26 protein-coding genes are annotated in these 17411 nt (G+C 56.9%); 5 read left to right on the top strand and 21 right to left on the bottom strand.

Features of this window, described 5'->3' with window-relative positions; genetic code table 11:
• Positions 1-74: 74 nt before the first annotated feature.
• From EMQ_RS10470 to EMQ_RS10375, 20 genes are all read right to left on the bottom strand, one after another.
• Complete coding sequence (locus EMQ_RS10470; RefSeq protein ID WP_010669098.1) at positions 75-548, bottom strand: RuvC family protein; 474 nt, start codon at positions 546-548, stop codon at positions 75-77.
• Positions 545-1267 carry a hypothetical protein gene (locus tag EMQ_RS10465; protein ID WP_010669099.1) on the bottom strand — a complete coding sequence of 241 codons (723 nt, stop codon included), beginning with the start codon at positions 1265-1267 and terminating at the stop codon, positions 545-547. Before EMQ_RS10465 ends, EMQ_RS10470 begins: the two co-directional genes overlap by 4 nt.
• The gene (locus EMQ_RS10460) at positions 1267-1587 is read right to left on the bottom strand and encodes a hypothetical protein (protein ID WP_010669100.1); all 321 of its coding nucleotides are present in this window, start codon (positions 1585-1587) and stop codon (positions 1267-1269) included. Before EMQ_RS10460 ends, EMQ_RS10465 begins: the two co-directional genes overlap by 1 nt.
• A gap of 7 nt (positions 1588-1594) precedes the next feature.
• Positions 1595-2368, bottom strand: a complete 774-nt coding sequence (locus EMQ_RS10455; protein ID WP_018307761.1) for a terminase large subunit domain-containing protein — start codon at positions 2366-2368, stop codon at positions 1595-1597.
• A complete protein-coding gene (locus tag EMQ_RS10450; protein WP_231367906.1) occupies positions 2361-2990 on the bottom strand; it encodes a hypothetical protein in 630 nt (209 codons plus the stop codon). The genes EMQ_RS10455 and EMQ_RS10450 overlap by 8 nt, the downstream gene beginning before the upstream one ends.
• On the bottom strand, positions 2954-3469 hold the full coding sequence (locus tag EMQ_RS10445) for a hypothetical protein (protein WP_010668887.1): 516 nt from the start codon (positions 3467-3469) through the stop codon (positions 2954-2956). The genes EMQ_RS10450 and EMQ_RS10445 overlap by 37 nt, the downstream gene beginning before the upstream one ends.
• Positions 3469-3687, bottom strand: coding sequence for a hypothetical protein (locus tag EMQ_RS10440; RefSeq protein WP_010668888.1), 219 nt, complete (start codon positions 3685-3687; stop codon positions 3469-3471). Before EMQ_RS10440 ends, EMQ_RS10445 begins: the two co-directional genes overlap by 1 nt.
• Positions 3684-3863 (bottom strand): helix-turn-helix transcriptional regulator, encoded by a 180-nt coding sequence (locus EMQ_RS10435; protein ID WP_010668889.1) that lies wholly within the window; start codon positions 3861-3863, stop codon positions 3684-3686. The genes EMQ_RS10440 and EMQ_RS10435 overlap by 4 nt, the downstream gene beginning before the upstream one ends.
• Positions 3864-4590: 727 nt before the next feature.
• Positions 4591-5991 carry a phage/plasmid primase, P4 family gene (locus EMQ_RS10430; RefSeq protein ID WP_018308036.1) on the bottom strand — a complete coding sequence of 467 codons (1401 nt, stop codon included), beginning with the start codon at positions 5989-5991 and terminating at the stop codon, positions 4591-4593.
• A complete protein-coding gene (locus EMQ_RS10425; RefSeq protein ID WP_010668193.1) occupies positions 5988-6788 on the bottom strand; it encodes a bifunctional DNA primase/polymerase in 801 nt (266 codons plus the stop codon). Before EMQ_RS10425 ends, EMQ_RS10430 begins: the two co-directional genes overlap by 4 nt.
• Complete coding sequence (locus tag EMQ_RS10420; RefSeq protein ID WP_018308037.1) at positions 6785-7648, bottom strand: hypothetical protein; 864 nt, start codon at positions 7646-7648, stop codon at positions 6785-6787. The genes EMQ_RS10425 and EMQ_RS10420 overlap by 4 nt, the downstream gene beginning before the upstream one ends.
• On the bottom strand, positions 7645-7986 hold the full coding sequence (locus EMQ_RS10415; protein ID WP_018308038.1) for a hypothetical protein: 342 nt from the start codon (positions 7984-7986) through the stop codon (positions 7645-7647). Before EMQ_RS10415 ends, EMQ_RS10420 begins: the two co-directional genes overlap by 4 nt.
• Positions 7987-8125: 139 nt before the next feature.
• The gene (locus EMQ_RS10410; protein ID WP_010668215.1) at positions 8126-8320 is read right to left on the bottom strand and encodes a helix-turn-helix transcriptional regulator; all 195 of its coding nucleotides are present in this window, start codon (positions 8318-8320) and stop codon (positions 8126-8128) included.
• Between the two features lie 84 nt (positions 8321-8404).
• On the bottom strand, positions 8405-9031 hold the full coding sequence (locus EMQ_RS10405) for a nucleotide exchange factor GrpE (protein ID WP_018308039.1): 627 nt from the start codon (positions 9029-9031) through the stop codon (positions 8405-8407).
• Between the two features lie 45 nt (positions 9032-9076).
• Positions 9077-9385: a hypothetical protein gene (locus EMQ_RS10400; protein WP_018308040.1), complete on the bottom strand. Its 309-nt coding sequence runs from the start codon at positions 9383-9385 to the stop codon at positions 9077-9079.
• The gene (locus tag EMQ_RS10395; protein ID WP_010668980.1) at positions 9382-9645 is read right to left on the bottom strand and encodes a hypothetical protein; all 264 of its coding nucleotides are present in this window, start codon (positions 9643-9645) and stop codon (positions 9382-9384) included. The genes EMQ_RS10400 and EMQ_RS10395 overlap by 4 nt, the downstream gene beginning before the upstream one ends.
• Positions 9642-9854: a hypothetical protein gene (locus EMQ_RS10390; protein ID WP_010668981.1), complete on the bottom strand. Its 213-nt coding sequence runs from the start codon at positions 9852-9854 to the stop codon at positions 9642-9644. The genes EMQ_RS10395 and EMQ_RS10390 overlap by 4 nt, the downstream gene beginning before the upstream one ends.
• Complete coding sequence (locus tag EMQ_RS10385; RefSeq protein ID WP_010668982.1) at positions 9851-10087, bottom strand: hypothetical protein; 237 nt, start codon at positions 10085-10087, stop codon at positions 9851-9853. The genes EMQ_RS10390 and EMQ_RS10385 overlap by 4 nt, the downstream gene beginning before the upstream one ends.
• Complete coding sequence (locus tag EMQ_RS10380; RefSeq protein WP_010668983.1) at positions 10084-10407, bottom strand: hypothetical protein; 324 nt, start codon at positions 10405-10407, stop codon at positions 10084-10086. The genes EMQ_RS10385 and EMQ_RS10380 overlap by 4 nt, the downstream gene beginning before the upstream one ends.
• Positions 10404-10574, bottom strand: coding sequence for a hypothetical protein (locus tag EMQ_RS10375; RefSeq protein WP_018308042.1), 171 nt, complete (start codon positions 10572-10574; stop codon positions 10404-10406). The genes EMQ_RS10380 and EMQ_RS10375 overlap by 4 nt, the downstream gene beginning before the upstream one ends.
• Before the next feature lie 167 nt (positions 10575-10741).
• Between EMQ_RS10375 and EMQ_RS10370 the strand changes: the two genes are divergently transcribed.
• The 3 genes from EMQ_RS10370 to EMQ_RS10360 all read left to right on the top strand — a co-directional run bounded on the left by EMQ_RS10370 (position 10742) and on the right by EMQ_RS10360 (position 11968).
• Positions 10742-11056, top strand: coding sequence for a hypothetical protein (locus tag EMQ_RS10370; protein WP_081470924.1), 315 nt, complete (start codon positions 10742-10744; stop codon positions 11054-11056).
• A gap of 214 nt (positions 11057-11270) precedes the next feature.
• Positions 11271-11630 (top strand): type II toxin-antitoxin system RelE/ParE family toxin, encoded by a 360-nt coding sequence (locus EMQ_RS10365; RefSeq protein ID WP_010665832.1) that lies wholly within the window; start codon positions 11271-11273, stop codon positions 11628-11630.
• Positions 11627-11968: an XRE family transcriptional regulator gene (locus tag EMQ_RS10360; RefSeq protein ID WP_010665833.1), complete on the top strand. Its 342-nt coding sequence runs from the start codon at positions 11627-11629 to the stop codon at positions 11966-11968. Before EMQ_RS10365 ends, EMQ_RS10360 begins: the two co-directional genes overlap by 4 nt.
• On the opposite strand, the gene EMQ_RS10355 is transcribed toward EMQ_RS10360, so the two are convergent.
• Positions 11969-13174: a tyrosine-type recombinase/integrase gene (locus EMQ_RS10355; protein WP_018308043.1), complete on the bottom strand. Its 1206-nt coding sequence runs from the start codon at positions 13172-13174 to the stop codon at positions 11969-11971. It lies immediately after the preceding gene.
• A 676-nt stretch (positions 13175-13850) separates the two neighbouring features.
• Between EMQ_RS10355 and EMQ_RS10350 the strand changes: the two genes are divergently transcribed.
• Together EMQ_RS10350 and uvrA are read left to right on the top strand one after the other, a co-directional pair.
• Positions 13851-14264, top strand: coding sequence for a pentapeptide repeat-containing protein (locus EMQ_RS10350; RefSeq protein ID WP_010668689.1), 414 nt, complete (start codon positions 13851-13853; stop codon positions 14262-14264).
• A 114-nt stretch (positions 14265-14378) separates the two neighbouring features.
• Positions 14379-17303, top strand: a complete 2925-nt coding sequence (gene uvrA, locus EMQ_RS10345; protein ID WP_010668690.1) for an excinuclease ABC subunit UvrA — start codon at positions 14379-14381, stop codon at positions 17301-17303.
• Positions 17304-17411: the final 108 nt, after the last annotated feature.

Genomic DNA, 17411 nt, shown 5'->3' with positions numbered 1-17411 from the left:
CGATACAGCCTCGCCCTGCATGTTGTCCCTCTTGCGGACTGACATTCACAGCGCTGTTATGAGGCGTTGTGAGACTATTTCCGAGCCCGACATGCGTAAGCTCCGATCAGCGCCGCCTCCGCTCGCCCATCGTCTTTCACGCGCTTGAACTGGTCGGCTGCTGTCGGGAAAAGCTGCATTGCCCTGGCTCTCGCTCCGCCCTTGTCGGCAGGACATCCGGTGGCCTTTTTCCAGACGGCTGGCGTCACGGTCGAAAGCGGCTTGCCAAGGGCAGCGGCCACGCCCTCGATGACACCCACACCACGACCGAACGCGAACGCTCCGACGGCACCCTCGCCCGGTCTGGTCGATACCTTCTCGAGCCATATCTCAGCCGGGTCATGCGCCCTCAGCATTGTCGCCAGTAGCGGAGCAGACACGATGTTGCGCTGCTTCTTCGCCACTGTGACGGCCACGGTCGGCATGTCGAAGATTTCAATCAGGTCGCCCGCATCGGACAGAATGGCGATTGCGCCGCTGTTGCCGGGGTCGATCGTGGCAATGGTCATCGGCCCAAATCCCACTGAACGGGCGGACGGGGACGAATGCGCTGCTCGCCGCCCCAGACCGCCAGCGCCGTGGCCAGCACCAGATCATCGTGAATACCTTCACGCCACGCTTCCATCGTCTCATTCCCGTGCGTGGTCTTCTTCACCCTGAACCCCTGCAACTCTGATTTCAGAGCTTCGGACGCGGTGGCCTGAGATGTGAGTTCGAGCCGGTCCTCGGCAAAGGCAATGTCCAGCGCGGACGCCAGCACCGACTTCGGCACATTCGCCTCCCAGCAGTTGGGTTTGTTCACCTTCGCGCCACCAGTGATCGACACACCGACAAGCGCCAGCCCCATTTCGCGCATGGTATCGACCACCGGAGCGCCAACACCCGTACGATCCACGAAAAGCGCGGGAGGAACAGGAGCCGCCGGAAGCTGGCCCATGACACTGCGTACGGATCTGGCGATATCAGGATAGGACGTGCCGCGTGGATAGCGATGCACATTGCGGATGCGATAGCGCCACGTCACCCGACGCTGCACGATCTGGGCCATCGGTTCGAATTGCAGCTTCTGCCAGCGCTGACGCTCACAGAGAAAGACTTCCGCCACGCAAATTGCTGTAAAATCCTGTGACTTTCCGAGATCGAGTCCGATGGAATACCCATCCAGATGACCCTCGGTGATGATGCGTCGATCTTCGACGACTGTGTGAGCTGGCGAGATCACACCCATCAGAAATGTGTGCCATGGCTGGGGTGCATGTTGCCCCACTGGTCGCACGGCACACCCGGACGGGTGAACGCTTCATGCCCGGTCACATTGACGACTGCATATCCGGTCTCAGGCACCTTTTCGCCCGGCTCCACAAGAACCGCGTCAAGGCCAGTGATGCTCAGAAAAGGAGGTCTGCTACTGGCGTTGGCCCTGACCATCTTCACTGTCACCCTATCCCTGACCAGCGCCCATGTTGTGCGTTTGATGAGATTGCCCGCCGTGGTCAGAAATGGGGGATCATCGGAAACAGACGCGATCTGGTCGGAAATATCTGTCATTGAGACCTCAGAAATTGAGTTCGAGCAGAGGCACATCGCGGGAGAACGCCCGCTCAATGGCCTCATCGGAAAAGAACTGGTCGTCAGCCTCGACAAACCGGCACATGAACTCCTGAGCAAACTTGTGCGGCCCGTATTCGGATTTCATGTCTTCGAGGTAGTCAGCGCTGATTCGTGGCACCTGAAGGGCGGTGACGCTTTCCCGCTGCCACTTCGGATCTCCACCGGCCCAGGTATGATAGAAATGGCCGCGCTTGCCGTTGGGCGTGCTCATCAGCACCAGCCGCCCGTTACTGGTCGCCAGCATCGGCAGGAAGGCTTCGTACAGGCTGTCATGAACGAACGCGGCCTCATCTTCCACGATCAGGTTCGGGGCGGAATAACCACGGATGCTGTCGCCGTCACCCGGCAGACTGACGATGCGGGAGCCATTGGCGAGCTTCAGTTCAGTCGCCGCTTCCTTCACCAGCCGGGGCGGTCCTTCCATCGTGTTGATGTGGCCGTAAATCTTGGCAAGCAGCTCTGAACTCTGACGCTGGGCCTTGGAGAAAAGCAGGATCAGGGAATTAGGCTGGTACATGCCCGTATGAAGACCCAGCACGGCAGTTGTGCTGGTTTTGCCCGACTGCCGGGTGCAGTTGAGCAGGATCCGGTTGCTGGTCGAGTTCAGAACGCTGCCCTGCCATGGGTCAGGATCAAACCCCAGACGTTCACGGGCGAACAGCACAGGGTCGAGACCGTGCCGGATATCGCGGGCCATGTCCTGCACCAGATCAGTCATCGATCACCTGTCCGAGCGCCTGCACCACGGCGGCACGGGCATCGGGGAAAGGCATCAGTGCCGTGAGGATACTCCCCTGCACGACCGTCCAGCCGGGCGCATTGACGATGTTGATCTGTACACCAGCACGGGAGCCTTCGCCGGTCACGCGGGCCTGACTGTCCAGCACGCCACGGGCTTCACGGATGGCGGCAATGGCATCCTTCAGCTTGCCCGCCTTCTCTGCCCGGTCGAGGAGCGCCATGGCTCGACCACGCAGTTCTTCAAGCTGGGCGACAATGCCAAGGGTCGGCTCGATCTCCTCAGAGGCCAGTCCGGTCGCCTTTTCGAGACGGGGCAGCAGATGGTCGGTGTAGTGTCTCTGAAGGGCGCGGGCCGTGACGCCGGGGAACGCCTCCGCAACCGAGGCACAGGAAGTATCCGGATTGATAAGCGCCCGGTCGATCTCCCTTGCCAGAGGGTGGGTGCAGATGCTGCACGGCCGCCCTCTTTTGGCGGCTGATCTTTTCGTCGCGCCGGTCGCTGAAACGGCAATTTCGCCGGTAATTTCGTCCGACGCTCCGGAGGCGTTTTCGACGGGTGATTTCACTCGACGATCCACACCTGATTCTGCTCCAGCCATGCCGCTGCCAAAGCCTCCTGATGGGCCTTCAGGTTGGCCTTGTCGTTGTCGGTCAGCAGATGGGCCGGGCGCACACTCAGGCGGCTTTTGGACGCCACCTCAAGGCGGATACCGCGCTGGGAGAAGTCGTTGAGCAGACGCTGGGCTGTCTGTTGCGGTGTGGCGGCAGGCTGCGAAGCGGGTGCAAGAGCCGCCGCGGCTTCCCGGCCAATGTCCTGATGCGGCATGTCCCGCCAGCGGATGCACTCCCGCGTCACACGCTCCACCTCGCGGCGGATGCGCTCCTTCTGACGACGATCTTCAGGACTGTTCAGATTGGCTCCGGTGTCGTTGGATCGTCTGGCCGCTTGACGGGCCTGCATGACCATCCCGTCCAGCTTCTGCCACGGCACGCCGCTACGACTACGGGCAGCGGAATGGGCCTCGAGCATCTCCCTGACCAGAATGCTGATTGGCTTTTCCTCAGTTGCAGCCTGCATTACATCGGACTCCGACGCCGATATCCCATCTCTCTCAGGCGGGCTTCGTATTCGGCCTTGGTGGCGGTCCGAGCATCGAAAGGGGCCAGAAATGCGGCGGGATAACGCTGTTTCAGATCCGCAATCTGTCCCACCGGCGGCAGGTCCGTGCGGGCGCATTTCAGGAGGGCTGTGTCTTTCAGTCCGGCCTGTGTGGCCAGTTGTTCAAGCGTGCTCACTGGCTACGCTCCTCTGTTGTTCGGGAACGCACCCACTCGATCAGCGCCGCTTCAGGCCAGAGGCGCTTACGCCTTCCCGGTACGATTGACGGCGGAGCCTTGCCCTCCTTCAGCATTCGACGAAGGGTCATCGCACTGACGCCAATCCGGCGCGCTGCAGTCTCCGTATTCAGCATGGCAGAAGTGTCTGGGGGCGCATTCATGAAAAACAGAATACAATGAAAGAATACGAAAAGATATATTCTTCAACAATGACCAAATTACTACACAGACACGTGCTGATACGTAGAGATACGTCGAGACGATTCGGATAAATATCACAAATTATTGCAATAATACACGAAACTGTATTTCAGGTGCGATTTGATCGCAAAAGGGCTTCAAAGGTTCGATTGGTGGTTTGGCGTGACAGAAAGAGGGACACAAAGAGGGGTTAGACTGTTTTCCGTCTTACACTTTCCCTGTTTTCTGCTGATATTCCGGTCTAGTTCGGAGCATAACCCAGAAACCGAACCTCTATTTTCCCCAATCTGGGGAGAATGTCCGGCAAGTATTCGGCTGGCCATTGGAGGGTTAATTCCAGCATGGAGGAAGCCGACGGACAGCTACCGGCTTTCCGGTATCCCATTCCTCAGATGCGAGGAACGCTTTGACGTGTGGGAATTTCCACAGGCCAATCCCTGTCACGTCGGCAGGATTTCCTGCTGACCATCTCAGGCACCTTTTTGTCGCGCAGGCGCGGGCACGCGTTTAGTCGATTTCTGAGAGTTTGAGGGTATCTCCACCATCTCAAATCCCACTCTTCGAAAAATAAGGGTGCAGAGTGGTGCTGGGTAAAACTGTTATTGCTCATGTGCGCGCGTGTGGGCAGTTATACATAGAACCCTGCACCAGCCTGCACCCTTATTCTCGATCCCATCGCCGGGCGTCTTCTTCACGCGGTTTCATTCCAACACCACGCACCCATCGGGAGCCGCGTCTCGTTAGGTAACGAACCCCGTCCGTCCGCTCCAGAAGTCCCCTGAGCCGTTTGTTATCGGTCTCCAGTTCACCATTCTGCCGTGACCAGTCCTGAAAATCCTTCAGCAGTAGAGAGGGCTTCGTCTCAAGACCCGGATCAAGGATGCATCGTTCAGCAAGCCATTGGCCGAAACTGTCCTGAGCCTCGAAGTATTCATCTGTCGCCTCACGCACGACCTTCGGACGCGGCAATCCGCTTTCCTGCCACTTCAGACAGCCCTCGATCATCCATTGAAGAATTGCAGACCATTCATCGACCAGCTTCAGCTCAAGCTCCCGATCCGGGTTCTTTGGCTTGTGAATGAACGGCACCATATTGAGCCTTCGTCGCATGGCATCATCGACGTTCTTCAGCTCCGGCTTGTGGTTGCCAACAATGGTCAGCTTGAACTGCGGCACAAAGGTAAAATTATCCTGGCGCATGAAGCGGGCTGTTATCGGATCACCACCTGTCATCTGCTTGATCCTCGCTTCCGCCCAGGCACGTCCTTCCTCGGTCTCCGAAGCCGTCACCAGTCGCGCTCCACGAAGCATGGCGAGATCGGTCGAGTGCTTGTCGCCATAGCTGACGGTGAAGCTGTCCATGGCTGCGGTCATGGCGTAATCACCAAGGATCTTGGAGATGGTATTCGGGAACACCGATTTCCCGTTGCCGCCCGGGCCATATCCAAACAGCAGCGCATGCTCCCGCGTATCGCCGGTCAGACAGTAGCCGCACCAACGCTGAAGAAACTCGATCAGCTCATCATCACTGTTCGTGGCGTCACGCAAAAAGGCGAGCCAGATCGGACAGCCCTGCTTGTCGGGACCAACTGCCGTCACTTTTGAAATCATGTCTTTCGGACAGGATTCTTTCAGGATGCCTGTATGCAGATCGACGGTTCCAGCAGGTGTGGCGAGCAGAAAAGGATCCGTGTCCCAGTCTTCAGACGTGACTGAATGCGCCGGATCACACCGGGCGAACCGCTCCACGCCACCCGCAAAGGATGCTTTTCCGGTTACAGCCTTCGCCTTGAGGTCACTGTCCGAATTGGCCTCTGCTACCAACTCACGGGCATAAGTGAAAGCCTTGTGTCGGCTATCGACCTGCCAGTGTGTCCCGGACCAGAGAAACCACTTTCCTCGGGACTGGCAGAAACGAAGCTGATCACGATAACGGTCGGTGAAGGCTTCGGCCACACCATGCTCGGTCAGAAGCACGTATTCGTTGCTGCCCGCTTTCCGCTTCTCAGCTCTGGCCAGCCCCGCCTGAACGGCGCTGCCGATGTCCTCGGCCTCACTCATCCGCCCATCCTTGCCCGCAGGGCGGACCTGATGGTCGCTTCAATCTCGGACTTGGTGAGCCCGGCCTGCAAGGCGGCAGCGGCCATAGCCTCCGCGATCTGTCCGGCAGTCAGATGACCACCAGCGATAAACCGGCCCAGCGCGTAGGTCTCGGCGTTCAGTGTCTGATTGCGTCCACCCTGCCGGCAGCCCGCTACAGCGGCAACGGCAGCCCTGACTGCGCCCTGCACATACCGGTCAGCGTCACGAAGCCCATTCTCGATCTTCCGCAGATCAGCGATGGACGCCGGTGGCGGAAGCGCCATCTCAGCCAACCACGCGGGCCAGTCACTTGCACGGGACCGATCCATGATCTCCAGCCCGGTCGCAGGCCACCAGATGATATATCCACCATCCCCGCGCACATCGACGCCGCGAGCGATCTTGCCCGCGCTGTTGCGAGTACCTTCACGATGCCGAAACAGGAGATGCAGCCCACCAGAACGTGTCTGATGCACGCGGGTTCGGGGTAGACGGGCGCAATGCTCGTCGTGCCAGTCATCACCACCCTTGCCCCAGTCCAGATCCAGAACGTCGAAGCCAGAGACAGCCCCTGTCACGACGCCGATCAGCGGGCCGGGATAGGTGCGCCAGAGCATCGCCACGGCGGCGGGATCACTGCTGGCGACGTCACCCCACTTGCATGTCGGGCGCTTGTCCTCACAGCAGGGGAACACCGTCAGACCACCGCGAGCAAGCTTCATAGCCCTCTCAGCGATATCGTCGCAGTAATCACGCGGTTTCAGAGAAGCGCTCATTTCGAAAGCTCCTTCTGCGTGAAATAGATGATGCGGTCAGCGCCAGCGTTGTAAGCCCTGAGCGCCCTGTCCTCCTGGCCTTTGACCAAACGTCCATACGGCCAGCACGGGTCTTGATAGAGCGCCTCGATCTGCTTCTGCAGAAGGATCAGGGCTTCCCTGGCTGTTACGCCATCCCGCCTGATCTCATCTACCAGCATCCGGCCATCGTCCTCGGGCGTCTCCATTTCATCTGCCGGAAAAGACGTCTCACGGATCCAGACCAAAGCGGCTTTCCGGGTCTTTTCGAGATAGCCTCTGACCAGATGCGGCTGGATCGTGTCGCAGGTCCGAAAAAGCGTTTCGATATATTCCAGCGTCACGTCGAGCAGTTCGATCTTGCCGGCTTCGGTCAGGTCTCTTTCAAGCAGACCAAGAGCGAGATCAAAGCCAAGCGCCGCCAGATTGAGCTTGAAGGTCTTATGCCGCTCATCCCACCACCACGGATCACCCGGCAGGCAATCTCCGAGTTCAGACGGAGATACATCCACAATCATGTCATTCGGATTGAGCGCCCCCGGTATGGCGGGCAGCGTTTCATCACTAACCCCTTTGTCGTGGATTGCGGCCATCCTCTGGCAAACAATCCGGACACATCCCAAACTCCCCACAGGGCCTACGCGCACCCATGTATCGTCCAGAAAGACCGCGCAGGGCGCATAGACGGGCTGTTCGTTCTGATCGACGACCATGGGTTGCACCCAGAGACGAAGCACAAGGCTCCAGTCGATCACAGCGTCATCGACGACACCTTCAGGAGCATCCTTGCCTGATTGCAGATAGGGAACTGGCAGTTTCAGTGAGAGGTTGCTTACGCTCATGCCCGAGCCCTCCTTGCCGCACGCGCTGCTTTTTTCGCAGCCTTTTCGCGCTCGACACGCTCCTGCACATTTTCGTCCCAACGCTGCCAGCCACCGGGGATGTCTGAGGCGGCCAGTATCTGACCGGCGCACCAGACGTCGTCACTCAGATCATTCGGATCACCGATCTGAAGAAACTTCGTGACATCTGCGATAGCCCTCTCAAGGACTTCAATCGCGCCTGCGTCCGGTTCAGGATCATTCCGTTCCCGCTCCAGACGAAGATGATAGGCTTTGAGCAAAGGTACCTCTGCCAGAATTTCGGCAAAGTTCGACCGTTCCCGTTTTTCAGGGTTCATTTTGCGTACTCCATGGCACGCACTGCAATTTTTATATGGACAGACTGACCTGAAACTGGCTATCAGGAGGATGTTGGTTGCCTCTTGATGCTGGTTTTCAGATCGCCGTCCTGTCTAATCGCAGGCGGCGTTTCTGTTTTCAGGCAGCATTGGAACGAAGGCTTGCAAGCCACTTCTCATAGCTTTCAACCGTGATCAGCGTCCGGCTTCCAACCTTCACCCGTTCCAGCATCGTATTCCGATAGACCGTGGCGCGGCTCAGGCATGTTTCGTGCATGATGTCTTCAATGCGTAGGAAGCGGCGTCCCTGACTGTCTGGCTGTGGAATGTTCATCTTGAAACTTCTCCGTTTCGCTGTGCGCGTCGTGGTGTCTGTGGTTACTCTTAGCGGCCTGGAAAACGTAAAAAGTCTGCCAAACTAGACAGATAAGTTTTTCCTTTTTTGAGCGCGAATAGCCTTCACGATTGCTTCGTTTTCAATTTCATTGCCTTCAAGGCTGTAGATAAAGGACAATGAACTTGAAACGATTTGTACGGCCGGAGAAGTTGGCTTTCCGAAGCCATATTTTTTTCTTTTCCCGAATGAATTAAATATTGGAATTACAAATTCTGAAATCATGTAAGCAGAAGAATGCCAATATCCACGAGGATTGGCTTTTTTCTTTTGATTGGGTGAGAACAGTTTTGAGCGCTTCCCAAGGACGTCGATCGCTGCCAAGACGTCTTGCATAGCTTTTTGAATTTCTTGAAAATAATCCACGATGTTTTTTTGTAATGGATTCTGTCTAGCTGCCGCGAGTGCCCTTTCTCCATTATCTAAAAAGATAGGAAAATATTTTCTAATTTCGGAGATCGCTTTCTGTGACCTTTCGATGTCACAAAAGATTTTATTTTTCGGCTCATCGTTGCTTCTTGCTATCAGAAGATAATGCGAAAAAGACCTCACGCATCCAGAGGATGGGTCCACGACGATTCCATTTTCTGAAAACCATCCTTCAACAAGAACGGCGACCTGTGTGATCTCATCGGATTTAGATAACTCCATTTTTGTGATCCCGTTTTCTCGTCAACCGGAACAGATTCATCCCCATCACTTCCCACCTTTCATCGCCAGCACGTCACGGCATAGGCTGACCATCAGGGCGTCATCGTCTCCGCCGTTCGGGTCCAGCCACTCAAGCGCGATCCGTGCCTTGCACTGCACATCCTGCATCCGGCGAGCTGGCGCTTTCACCAACCTCCGGCGCTCGGCTTTGAAACAGCGCGTCACCCGGTCGATCTGGTTCCAGATAAGGGCGCGGGCTGGCTGCGATATGTCTCGGTTCGCTTCATTGGCGAGGCGGTCCCGCGTCCGGTCCAGTGCGGACAATCGGCGGGCTGCGCGTTCTGCAGGAGTCATGCCACCTTCTCCTTATCCAATGCTTCACGCATCCATTGCGCCCGATCTGCAAGACGGCATGCCAGCCAATGAACGGCGCGGCCTTCGGTGATCTCTGGCGGGAAGCCATCGCTGTCGGGGTGGGTGATCTGTACGAACAGGTCCGCCATCTGCTGAAGATCATCCAGAAGACAGGACGGCGAACGCATCTGCATGACGGTTTCTTTTTCCTCTGGCGTCAGGGCATCCATCGCCTGCGGGTGTGTCTGTTTCGCGGTCATGCAAAAGCCCCTTCCACCTGAAGACGCATGATCTCCGCGCCTGCTTCGATTTCATCCAGAAGCCAGAATGTCGCCTCTCTGTGACGGCTCTGATCCTGCAATGGGTGCGCCTGAATCATCTTCACAAGATCAACGATCATTCCGATATGCTCGCGCATCGTCATCGCGTCATTCATCGCCCCGCGTTTTTGGACTGCTGACTTCTTCATCCCAGTGCCTCGTCAATCACGGAGCAACGGCGCTCGATCTCGCTACCAAGGAAGGCGAACATTGTTCCGGCCTCCATCACGGTGCTTTTCTTCATCTCCGCATCACTGGCTTGCGTCAGGCCAAACCCAGCCCATCGGGCAAGAGCGGCAAGGTGCGCGATCTCAAGAGACGCGGTGACGATCTGATCCTTGCGGGCTGCGTCTGTTATCGGGGTCTCTGTTGTCAGGGTCATGCCGATGCCTCCCCGCAGTTAAGAGAAACGCTCGCTTCATCGAAGCAGCCTCGACCATAAATCCGATCAGCTTTCTCCTTCAGCTCTGGGAAGCGCCGGAATACCTCTTCCTGCGCCACCTTGAGCAGAGGATGCTCAGGTCTGGCTGAGTAAATAGAGCCAAACAGACAGGCGAGCTGTTCGGGAAGGATCACGTTACCCATCACCACGATCCGTTTAATGCGCGCCAGAAGAAGCTGGTCTTCACGAACCAACGGGGCGTCATGCGCTACAGCAGCCAGAGGCACAATATTGCCTTTGGCGGTTTCCTGCGGGTTCATCGCACGGCCTCCACGGCGTAAGCGTGGCCCGTCGTGACGGGATCAGGTGATTGCAATCCGTAGATAGACAGAGCGATAAGGAATGAAACGACGAGGTCTGCCAGAATGTTGGCGCAGGTTTCCTCTGCCTGCTTTGACGCAGGCGTGCTATGGGCGTTCTCAGCCATTGCCGAAAGTATCCTTCGGTTGTGGTTAGGTTAGGCCTCGACTGGTACTCGAAGGCTTAACCGTCAGTTGTGCCCCACGTCATCAAGTGATAACATGGTTATCATTAGGTTTCACAGTTTAACCGATGCGTCAAGGTGATTATATGATAACAGGGACACAATTAAGGATGGCTCGTGCGGCAGTTCGATTAGGTGTCCGGGATATTGCCAAACTAGCGAATGTATCACCCGCGACTGTTACGAGGCTTGAGGGAGGTGCTCCGGCAAATTCCGCTACGATTCAAGCATTAAAGACAGCCTATGAAGATAAAGGTATATTATTCATTGGAGATAGTTGGGTTCGTGCCCGGCTCCCAGAAGATAGAAAAAATCTTTCTGATGATCTTCGCGAAATATATGAGAAAATAGATACCCTTGTTAACCAGAGACTGAAAAGCGAAAGACTAAAAAACAAACAAAAAGAAGATGTCTCTGGAGTTTAATATATCTGCATCTTCCTAAAAACTCTGAATATACTGCATTATTTTTAGGATTATTGACACGCACACCCTAGAAACCGCAAGCGTCGAGTTCATTGCGGAGAATGGCGGCGGTAATGGAGTGAGGCAGGAGCCGGTCGAGTAGGACACCGCCCTTTTGCGGCGGAGATATCAAGATGCTTGAATATGCACTCAGAGGCATATATATGATGAAGCTATGACGTGGCTGGTTGAACACACTGATGAGTTCGGCGGCTGGTTTGCTACTCTGTCCGACAGTGAGAAAGAAGACGTTTATGCGTCTGGCCTTTTGCTCGAAGAGAGAGGCCCCGGCCTCCGGTTTCCAATGTCATCAGGAGTGAATGGGTCGCGTCATAATCACATGCGCGAGTTACGGATACAGAGCGGAGGCAAGCCGATCAGGGTCTTCTACGCCTTCGACCCGCGTCGTGCCGCCATTCTTCTGATTGGCGGCGACAAGACGGGGGATGAACGGTTTTATGACCGGTTAACCCCTGTCGCGGATAATCTTTATGACGCGCATCTTGATGAATTGAGAAGGGAGAAGCTGATATGACCGGTCGTAAGACACTGGCCTCTCTCGGGGCCACATTATCACCTGTATCGCGTAAGCGCGCCGCAATGAAAGCGCAGGCCATGGCGGATGCGATGGACTTGGCTGAACTGCGCCGGGCGCACGTCATGTCTCAGAAGCAGATTGCGGAGCTTCTCGGCGTCAATCAGGCATCTGTCGCCAAGATGGAAAAGCGGACTGACATGTATATCAGCACGTTGCGCAGTTACATCGAAGCAATGGGAGGTGAGCTTCAGATTGTAGCGAAGTTTCCCGGCCATGCTGTTCCGATCAAAAGCTTCGCAGATATTGGAACAGATGCTGGAGCATGTCCGGCCTGATTATCTGAAATCCTGACACCATCCATTCCAGCCTGCCATCATCTCTCGGCGCTTCTCAAACAGATCCCCGCGTCGATAAGCGGCTTCCACCTTGTTGCTGATGGCGTGCGCCAGCGCCATCTCAGCCACTTCGCTTGGATAATCCGTCCCTTCGGCTGCCCAGTCGCGGAAGGTGGAGCGCAGGCCATGCACGGTCACGTCCTTCGTACCCGCTGCAATATGAAGCGCCTTGGACAGAGCCACGTCTGACAGCGGCTTCCCTCTCTTTTGGCCGGGAAACACCAGATCACCGGCCCGCTCATCGCGCAGAGGCATGACTTCCTGCAGAACGGCCACAGCGCCGTCAGACAGCGGAACGCGGTGCTCTTTCCCCATCTTCATGCGATGCGCCGGGATCGTCCACACACGGGCGTTCAGGTCGATCTCTGACCATGTTGCGTTACGGACTTCTCCAGAGCGGGCGGCGGTCAGACAGGTGAAGCGTACGGCCTTGGCGGCCACTCCCTGCGATTCAGCCAGAGCGGCCATAACGTGGCTAATGTCTTTCCGATCGACGGCAGCGAAATGACCACTCTTCATCACCTTGGACGGTGGAGCGAGAATGGCTGACAGATGACCTTTCCAGCGGGCCGGGTTCTCTCCGGTCCGCCAGCCCTGAGCACGGGCATAGTCGAGGATCCGCTCGACCCGTCCACGGACCCGCGTGGCGGTCTCGGTTTTCTCTGTCCAGATTGGTTTCAGCACGGCTTCGATGTCTGCCGTATCGATCAGTTTGACCGGCTTCTCCCCGCATGTTGGGTAGACGTACTGTTCGAGTGAACTGGTCCAGACTGATGCTGCTCGTGGATCACGCCAGCCTGGTTTCTGCGACTCGATGTAGCTCTGTGCCACTGCTCGCAAGCTGATGGTGGTTTCGTGCTTGCGGTCGGCATCGTCGCTCCGCCGCTGTTCGAGAGGGTCTATCCGCTGGTTGACCAGACGACGGCTTTCGGCGGCAATCGTCCGGGCTTCGGCCAGAGATACATCATAAGCTGACCCGAGACTCATTTCCCGACGCTTGTCCGTGACCGGCGACTTGTAGCGGAAGGTCCAGATGCGGGAGGCTCCCCGGACGACCAGCCAGAGGTTTCCGCCGTCTGCAAGATCACCCTCCTTGTGGGTAGCGACTTGGCGAGCTGTCAGACGGTGTGGTGCGAGCCGACTCATAACCCTGCATGTCCCTTTTCGTGTCCCTCTTAAAACATGCATTTAACAGAGTCGCTGTGAGAAGTACAGAGAAAGGTTCCTTAATAACCATCTGTATTTTATAACGATTCGTGATGCATTCTGAAGCATCCTGAGAGTCTGGTTCGATCCCCATCAGATCCACCAATCGCCTTTTTATTCAATAAATAAAAATCTTGCGGGTGAGTTGTAGAAGCTCGCTCTCTATGTTGTCCTTCTTGCGGACAGACATTCCGAGCGTCGTTCTGGATAGCACTGTACTAATGTTGGTTACCGAACGATCGTAGCCATTCAGCTTGAACTGCAACTGGGCCGTCTTGGTTCAAGAGATCGCCATACGCCATTGCTGAGACGGGGTTCGACGAATACGATTTCGCAATGTGCTACCCGAGCGAAGAAACCATGCTGGCGGACAGGGCAGAGCAAGAGGTGGTGGAAATCTGCTTCCAAGCGGAGCGCGTATGCTGGGGAAGCAACGGAGAAGAGTGAGTCTCATAAAGAACAGTCAGTCCCGCCATATTTAAGCACCATAAATCCATGTGTCCGGACGGTAACTGCTCCCCCGGATGTGACCGAAGGAAATGCCCGGCATCAACCTCCTGTGAAGGATAATCGGTTTCTCTGCGTTGTTTCAGGCTCGCAGAGAGGATCGGGTGCAATGCGGACGTTTTCTGGCCTCATCATGGGCTTCATGGTGCTGGCGTCACCTGTCATGGCTCAGGATTACTCCAATGGCCCGGCGGCAAAGAGCGGTCAGTGGGACTACTCTACCGGCAGTCAGTCCGCATCGCCCGGCGACAGTTATGAAGGTTATCCGCCCCCGCCGACGCAGGTCATCATTTCACCGGGAATGGGCGGAGGCTATGGCAGTGGTTATACAAACGGCGCTGGCACGACATACCAGAATGGCTGGCAGACTACTCAGCCACAAGAACGCGGCAATGGTGTCAGTTCCGGCGGTGTCGGGTGGGGCAATACCGGCATGGGGAATGTGGGTTCCGGAAACATAGGCGCTGGAAATATTGGAGCGGGAAACGTCGGATACGGCAATACGGGTGGCATGGGGCGATAAACCCATCAGGCCAGAATGATCCCGATATGTTCTTTTTGGAGGCGCAATCCCCTGTAAATCCGTGAGAAGCGTCCTATATTGTTCAGTCTGAACACAAGGACATACGACCGGACGATGACAGCCAAACCCGTTTCAGGCCCCGCCATCCGTGTGAAGGGTGCCCGCGCCCATAACCTCAAGTCCGTCGATGTGGATATTCCGCGTGATCAGATGACGGTCATCACCGGCCTGTCCGGGTCCGGCAAATCGTCGCTGGCGTTTGATACGATCTATGCGGAAGGCCAGCGTCGCTACGTCGAAAGCCTGTCCGCCTATGCCCGGCAGTTCCTGGAACTGATGGGCAAGCCGGACATGGACTCGATCGAAGGGCTGTCTCCGGCCATTTCCATCGAGCAGAAAACGACTTCCAAGAACCCGCGTTCGACGGTCGGAACGGTCACCGAGATCCATGACTACATGCGTCTGCTCTGGGCGCGTGCGGGTGTGCCATATTCACCCGCGACCGGTCTGCCGATCGAGGCGCAGACGGTCAGCCAGATGGTCGACCGTGTCATGACCATGCCGGAGGGCACGCGGCTGATGCTGCTGGCCCCGGTCATTCGTGACCGTAAAGGCGAGTATCGCAAGGAACTGGCCGAACTTCAGCGCAAGGGTTTTGCACGTGTGAAAGTCGATGGCGAACTCTACGATATTGAAGATGTTCCCAATCTGAACCGCAAGCTGCGTCACACGGTCGAGGCGGTGGTGGACCGGATTGTCGTCAAACCCGGCATTGAAAGCCGTCTGGCCGACAGTTTTGAAACGGCGCTCTCACTGTCGGACGGCCTTGTCTATGCGGAAGAAGTGACGCGGGACAGCAAGGAGCCTGCGGAACGCACGGTGTTCTCCTCGCGGTTTGCCTGTCCTGTCAGCGGTTTTACGCTGGAAGAGATTGAGCCGCGCCTGTTCTCGTTCAACGCGCCGCAGGGAGCCTGCCCGGCCTGTGATGGTATCGGCACCGAGACCTTCTTCGATCCTCGCCTGATTGTGCCGGATGAGCGCCTGTCTTTGGCGCAGGGTGCCGTCGCGCCCTGGCGGAACGACAAGACGCCGCTTTATGAGCAGACACTCCAGAGTCTGGCGAAACATCTTGATATCAGCATGGACACGCCGTGGTGTGATCTGCCGGAGGAAGCCCGTTCCGTCATTCTCGATGGAACAGATGAAGATGTGCACTTTGTCTATCGTGACGGCGGAAAATCCCACACACTGACAAAGCCATTCGAGGGTGCTGTTGCCAGTCTCCAGCGCCGCCTACGGAATACGGACAGTATCTGGCAGAAAGAGGAACTTTCCCGTTATCAGGCGGACAAGCCGTGTCATGTCTGTAATGGCGCACGTCTGAAACCTCAAGCGCTGTCCGTAAAGGTTGCAGGATTCAATATCGCGCAGGCGTCCGATCTGTCGATCCGTGACGCGCATGACTGGTTTGAAAGCGTCCTGCCAACCCTGACGCCACAGCGTGCGGAAATTGCTCGTCGTATTCTGCGGGAAATCAATGATCGTCTGAAATTCCTTGTGGATGTCGGGCTGGATTATCTGACGCTGTCCCGTGGCTCGGCGACCCTGTCGGGCGGTGAAAGCCAGCGTATCCGTCTGGCCAGTCAGATCGGGTCTGGTCTCACGGGCGTGCTGTATGTGCTGGATGAGCCTTCCATCGGGCTGCATCAGCGCGATAACGAGCGGCTTCTGGCGACGCTGCAACGTCTGAAAGCTCTTGGAAATACCTTGATCGTTGTCGAACATGACGAGGACGCCATTCGCAGTGCGGACTGGCTGATCGACATGGGACCGGGCGCGGGCGTAAAGGGCGGTATGGTGATCGCCAGCGGCACGCCAACCGAAGTCGCGGCCTGCAAGGACAGTCTGACGGGTGCGTATCTGTCTGGGCGCAAGCGCATCGAAGTGCCGAAGGAACGTCGTCCGATCGATCCGAAGCGATTTGTGACGGTGCGTGGTGCCACAGGAAACAATCTCAAGGACGTGACAGCCAAATTCCCGCTCGGCACCTTCACCTGTGTCACAGGTGTGTCGGGTGGCGGCAAGTCCACGCTGGTCATCGACACGCTCTACAAGACCCTCTCCCGGCGTCTGATGGGCTCGTCGCAGACGCCCGCTCCGTGCGAGCGGGTGGACGGGCTGGAACTGCTCGACAAGATCATCGACATCAACCAGTCGCCCATCGGTCGGACGCCGCGCTCCAACCCCGCGACCTATACCGACCTGTTTACGCCAATCCGTGACTGGTTTGCGGAACTTCCGGAAAGCAAGGCGCGTGGCTACAAGCCGGGTCGCTTCTCTTTCAACGTGAAAGGCGGTCGTTGCGAAGCCTGTCAGGGCGACGGCGTCATCAAGATCGAGATGCACTTCCTGCCCGATGTGTTCGTGACCTGCGATGCCTGTAAAGGTGCCCGCTATAATCGTGAAACATTGGAAGTGAAGTTCAAGGGCAAGTCGATTGCCGATGTGCTGGCGATGAGCGTGGACGAGGCATTGCCCTATTTCGAGGCGCAGACCCGTATCCGCGATCGCCTCGCCATTCTGCAGAAAGTCGGTCTCGGCTACGTCGCTCTTGGTCAGCAGGCCACTACCCTCTCAGGTGGTGAGGCGCAGCGTGTGAAGCTCTCCAAGGAACTGGCGCGGCGTGCCACAGGCCGCACGATGTATATTCTTGATGAGCCCACCACAGGTTTGCACACGGAAGACGTCCGCAAGCTGCTGGAAGTTCTCCACGCGCTGGTCGATCAGGGCAATACGGTTGTGGTCATCGAGCACAATCTGGAAGTCATCAAGACCGCAGACTGGATTATCGACATCGGCCCCGAAGGCGGTAGCGGCGGCGGTGAAGTCGTGGCCGAAGGCACGCCGGAAGAGATCGTCCAGTGCAAGGCCAGCCACACAGGGCGCTTCCTCGCGCCTCTTCTGATGCAGGAAGGTGAGGAGGCTGTGTCGTCAGTGGCGAAGAAGCCTGCGCGTGGGCGGAAGAAGAAGGCTGGGTGAGGTTTAGTGTGCTTGGGGGGATTCAAGGGCGCTGCCCTTGACCCGCAAAGGGGCGTGGCCCCTTTGATCCTGATTTGATTAAAGTCTGAATATCTGGTGCGGTCTTGG

The organism is Acetobacter aceti NBRC 14818 (assembly GCF_000193495.2).
Taxonomy (GTDB): domain Bacteria; phylum Pseudomonadota; class Alphaproteobacteria; order Acetobacterales; family Acetobacteraceae; genus Acetobacter; species Acetobacter aceti.
The sequence above is the reverse complement of the archived record's forward strand: the minus strand, read 5'-3'. Positions and strand labels throughout refer to the sequence as shown.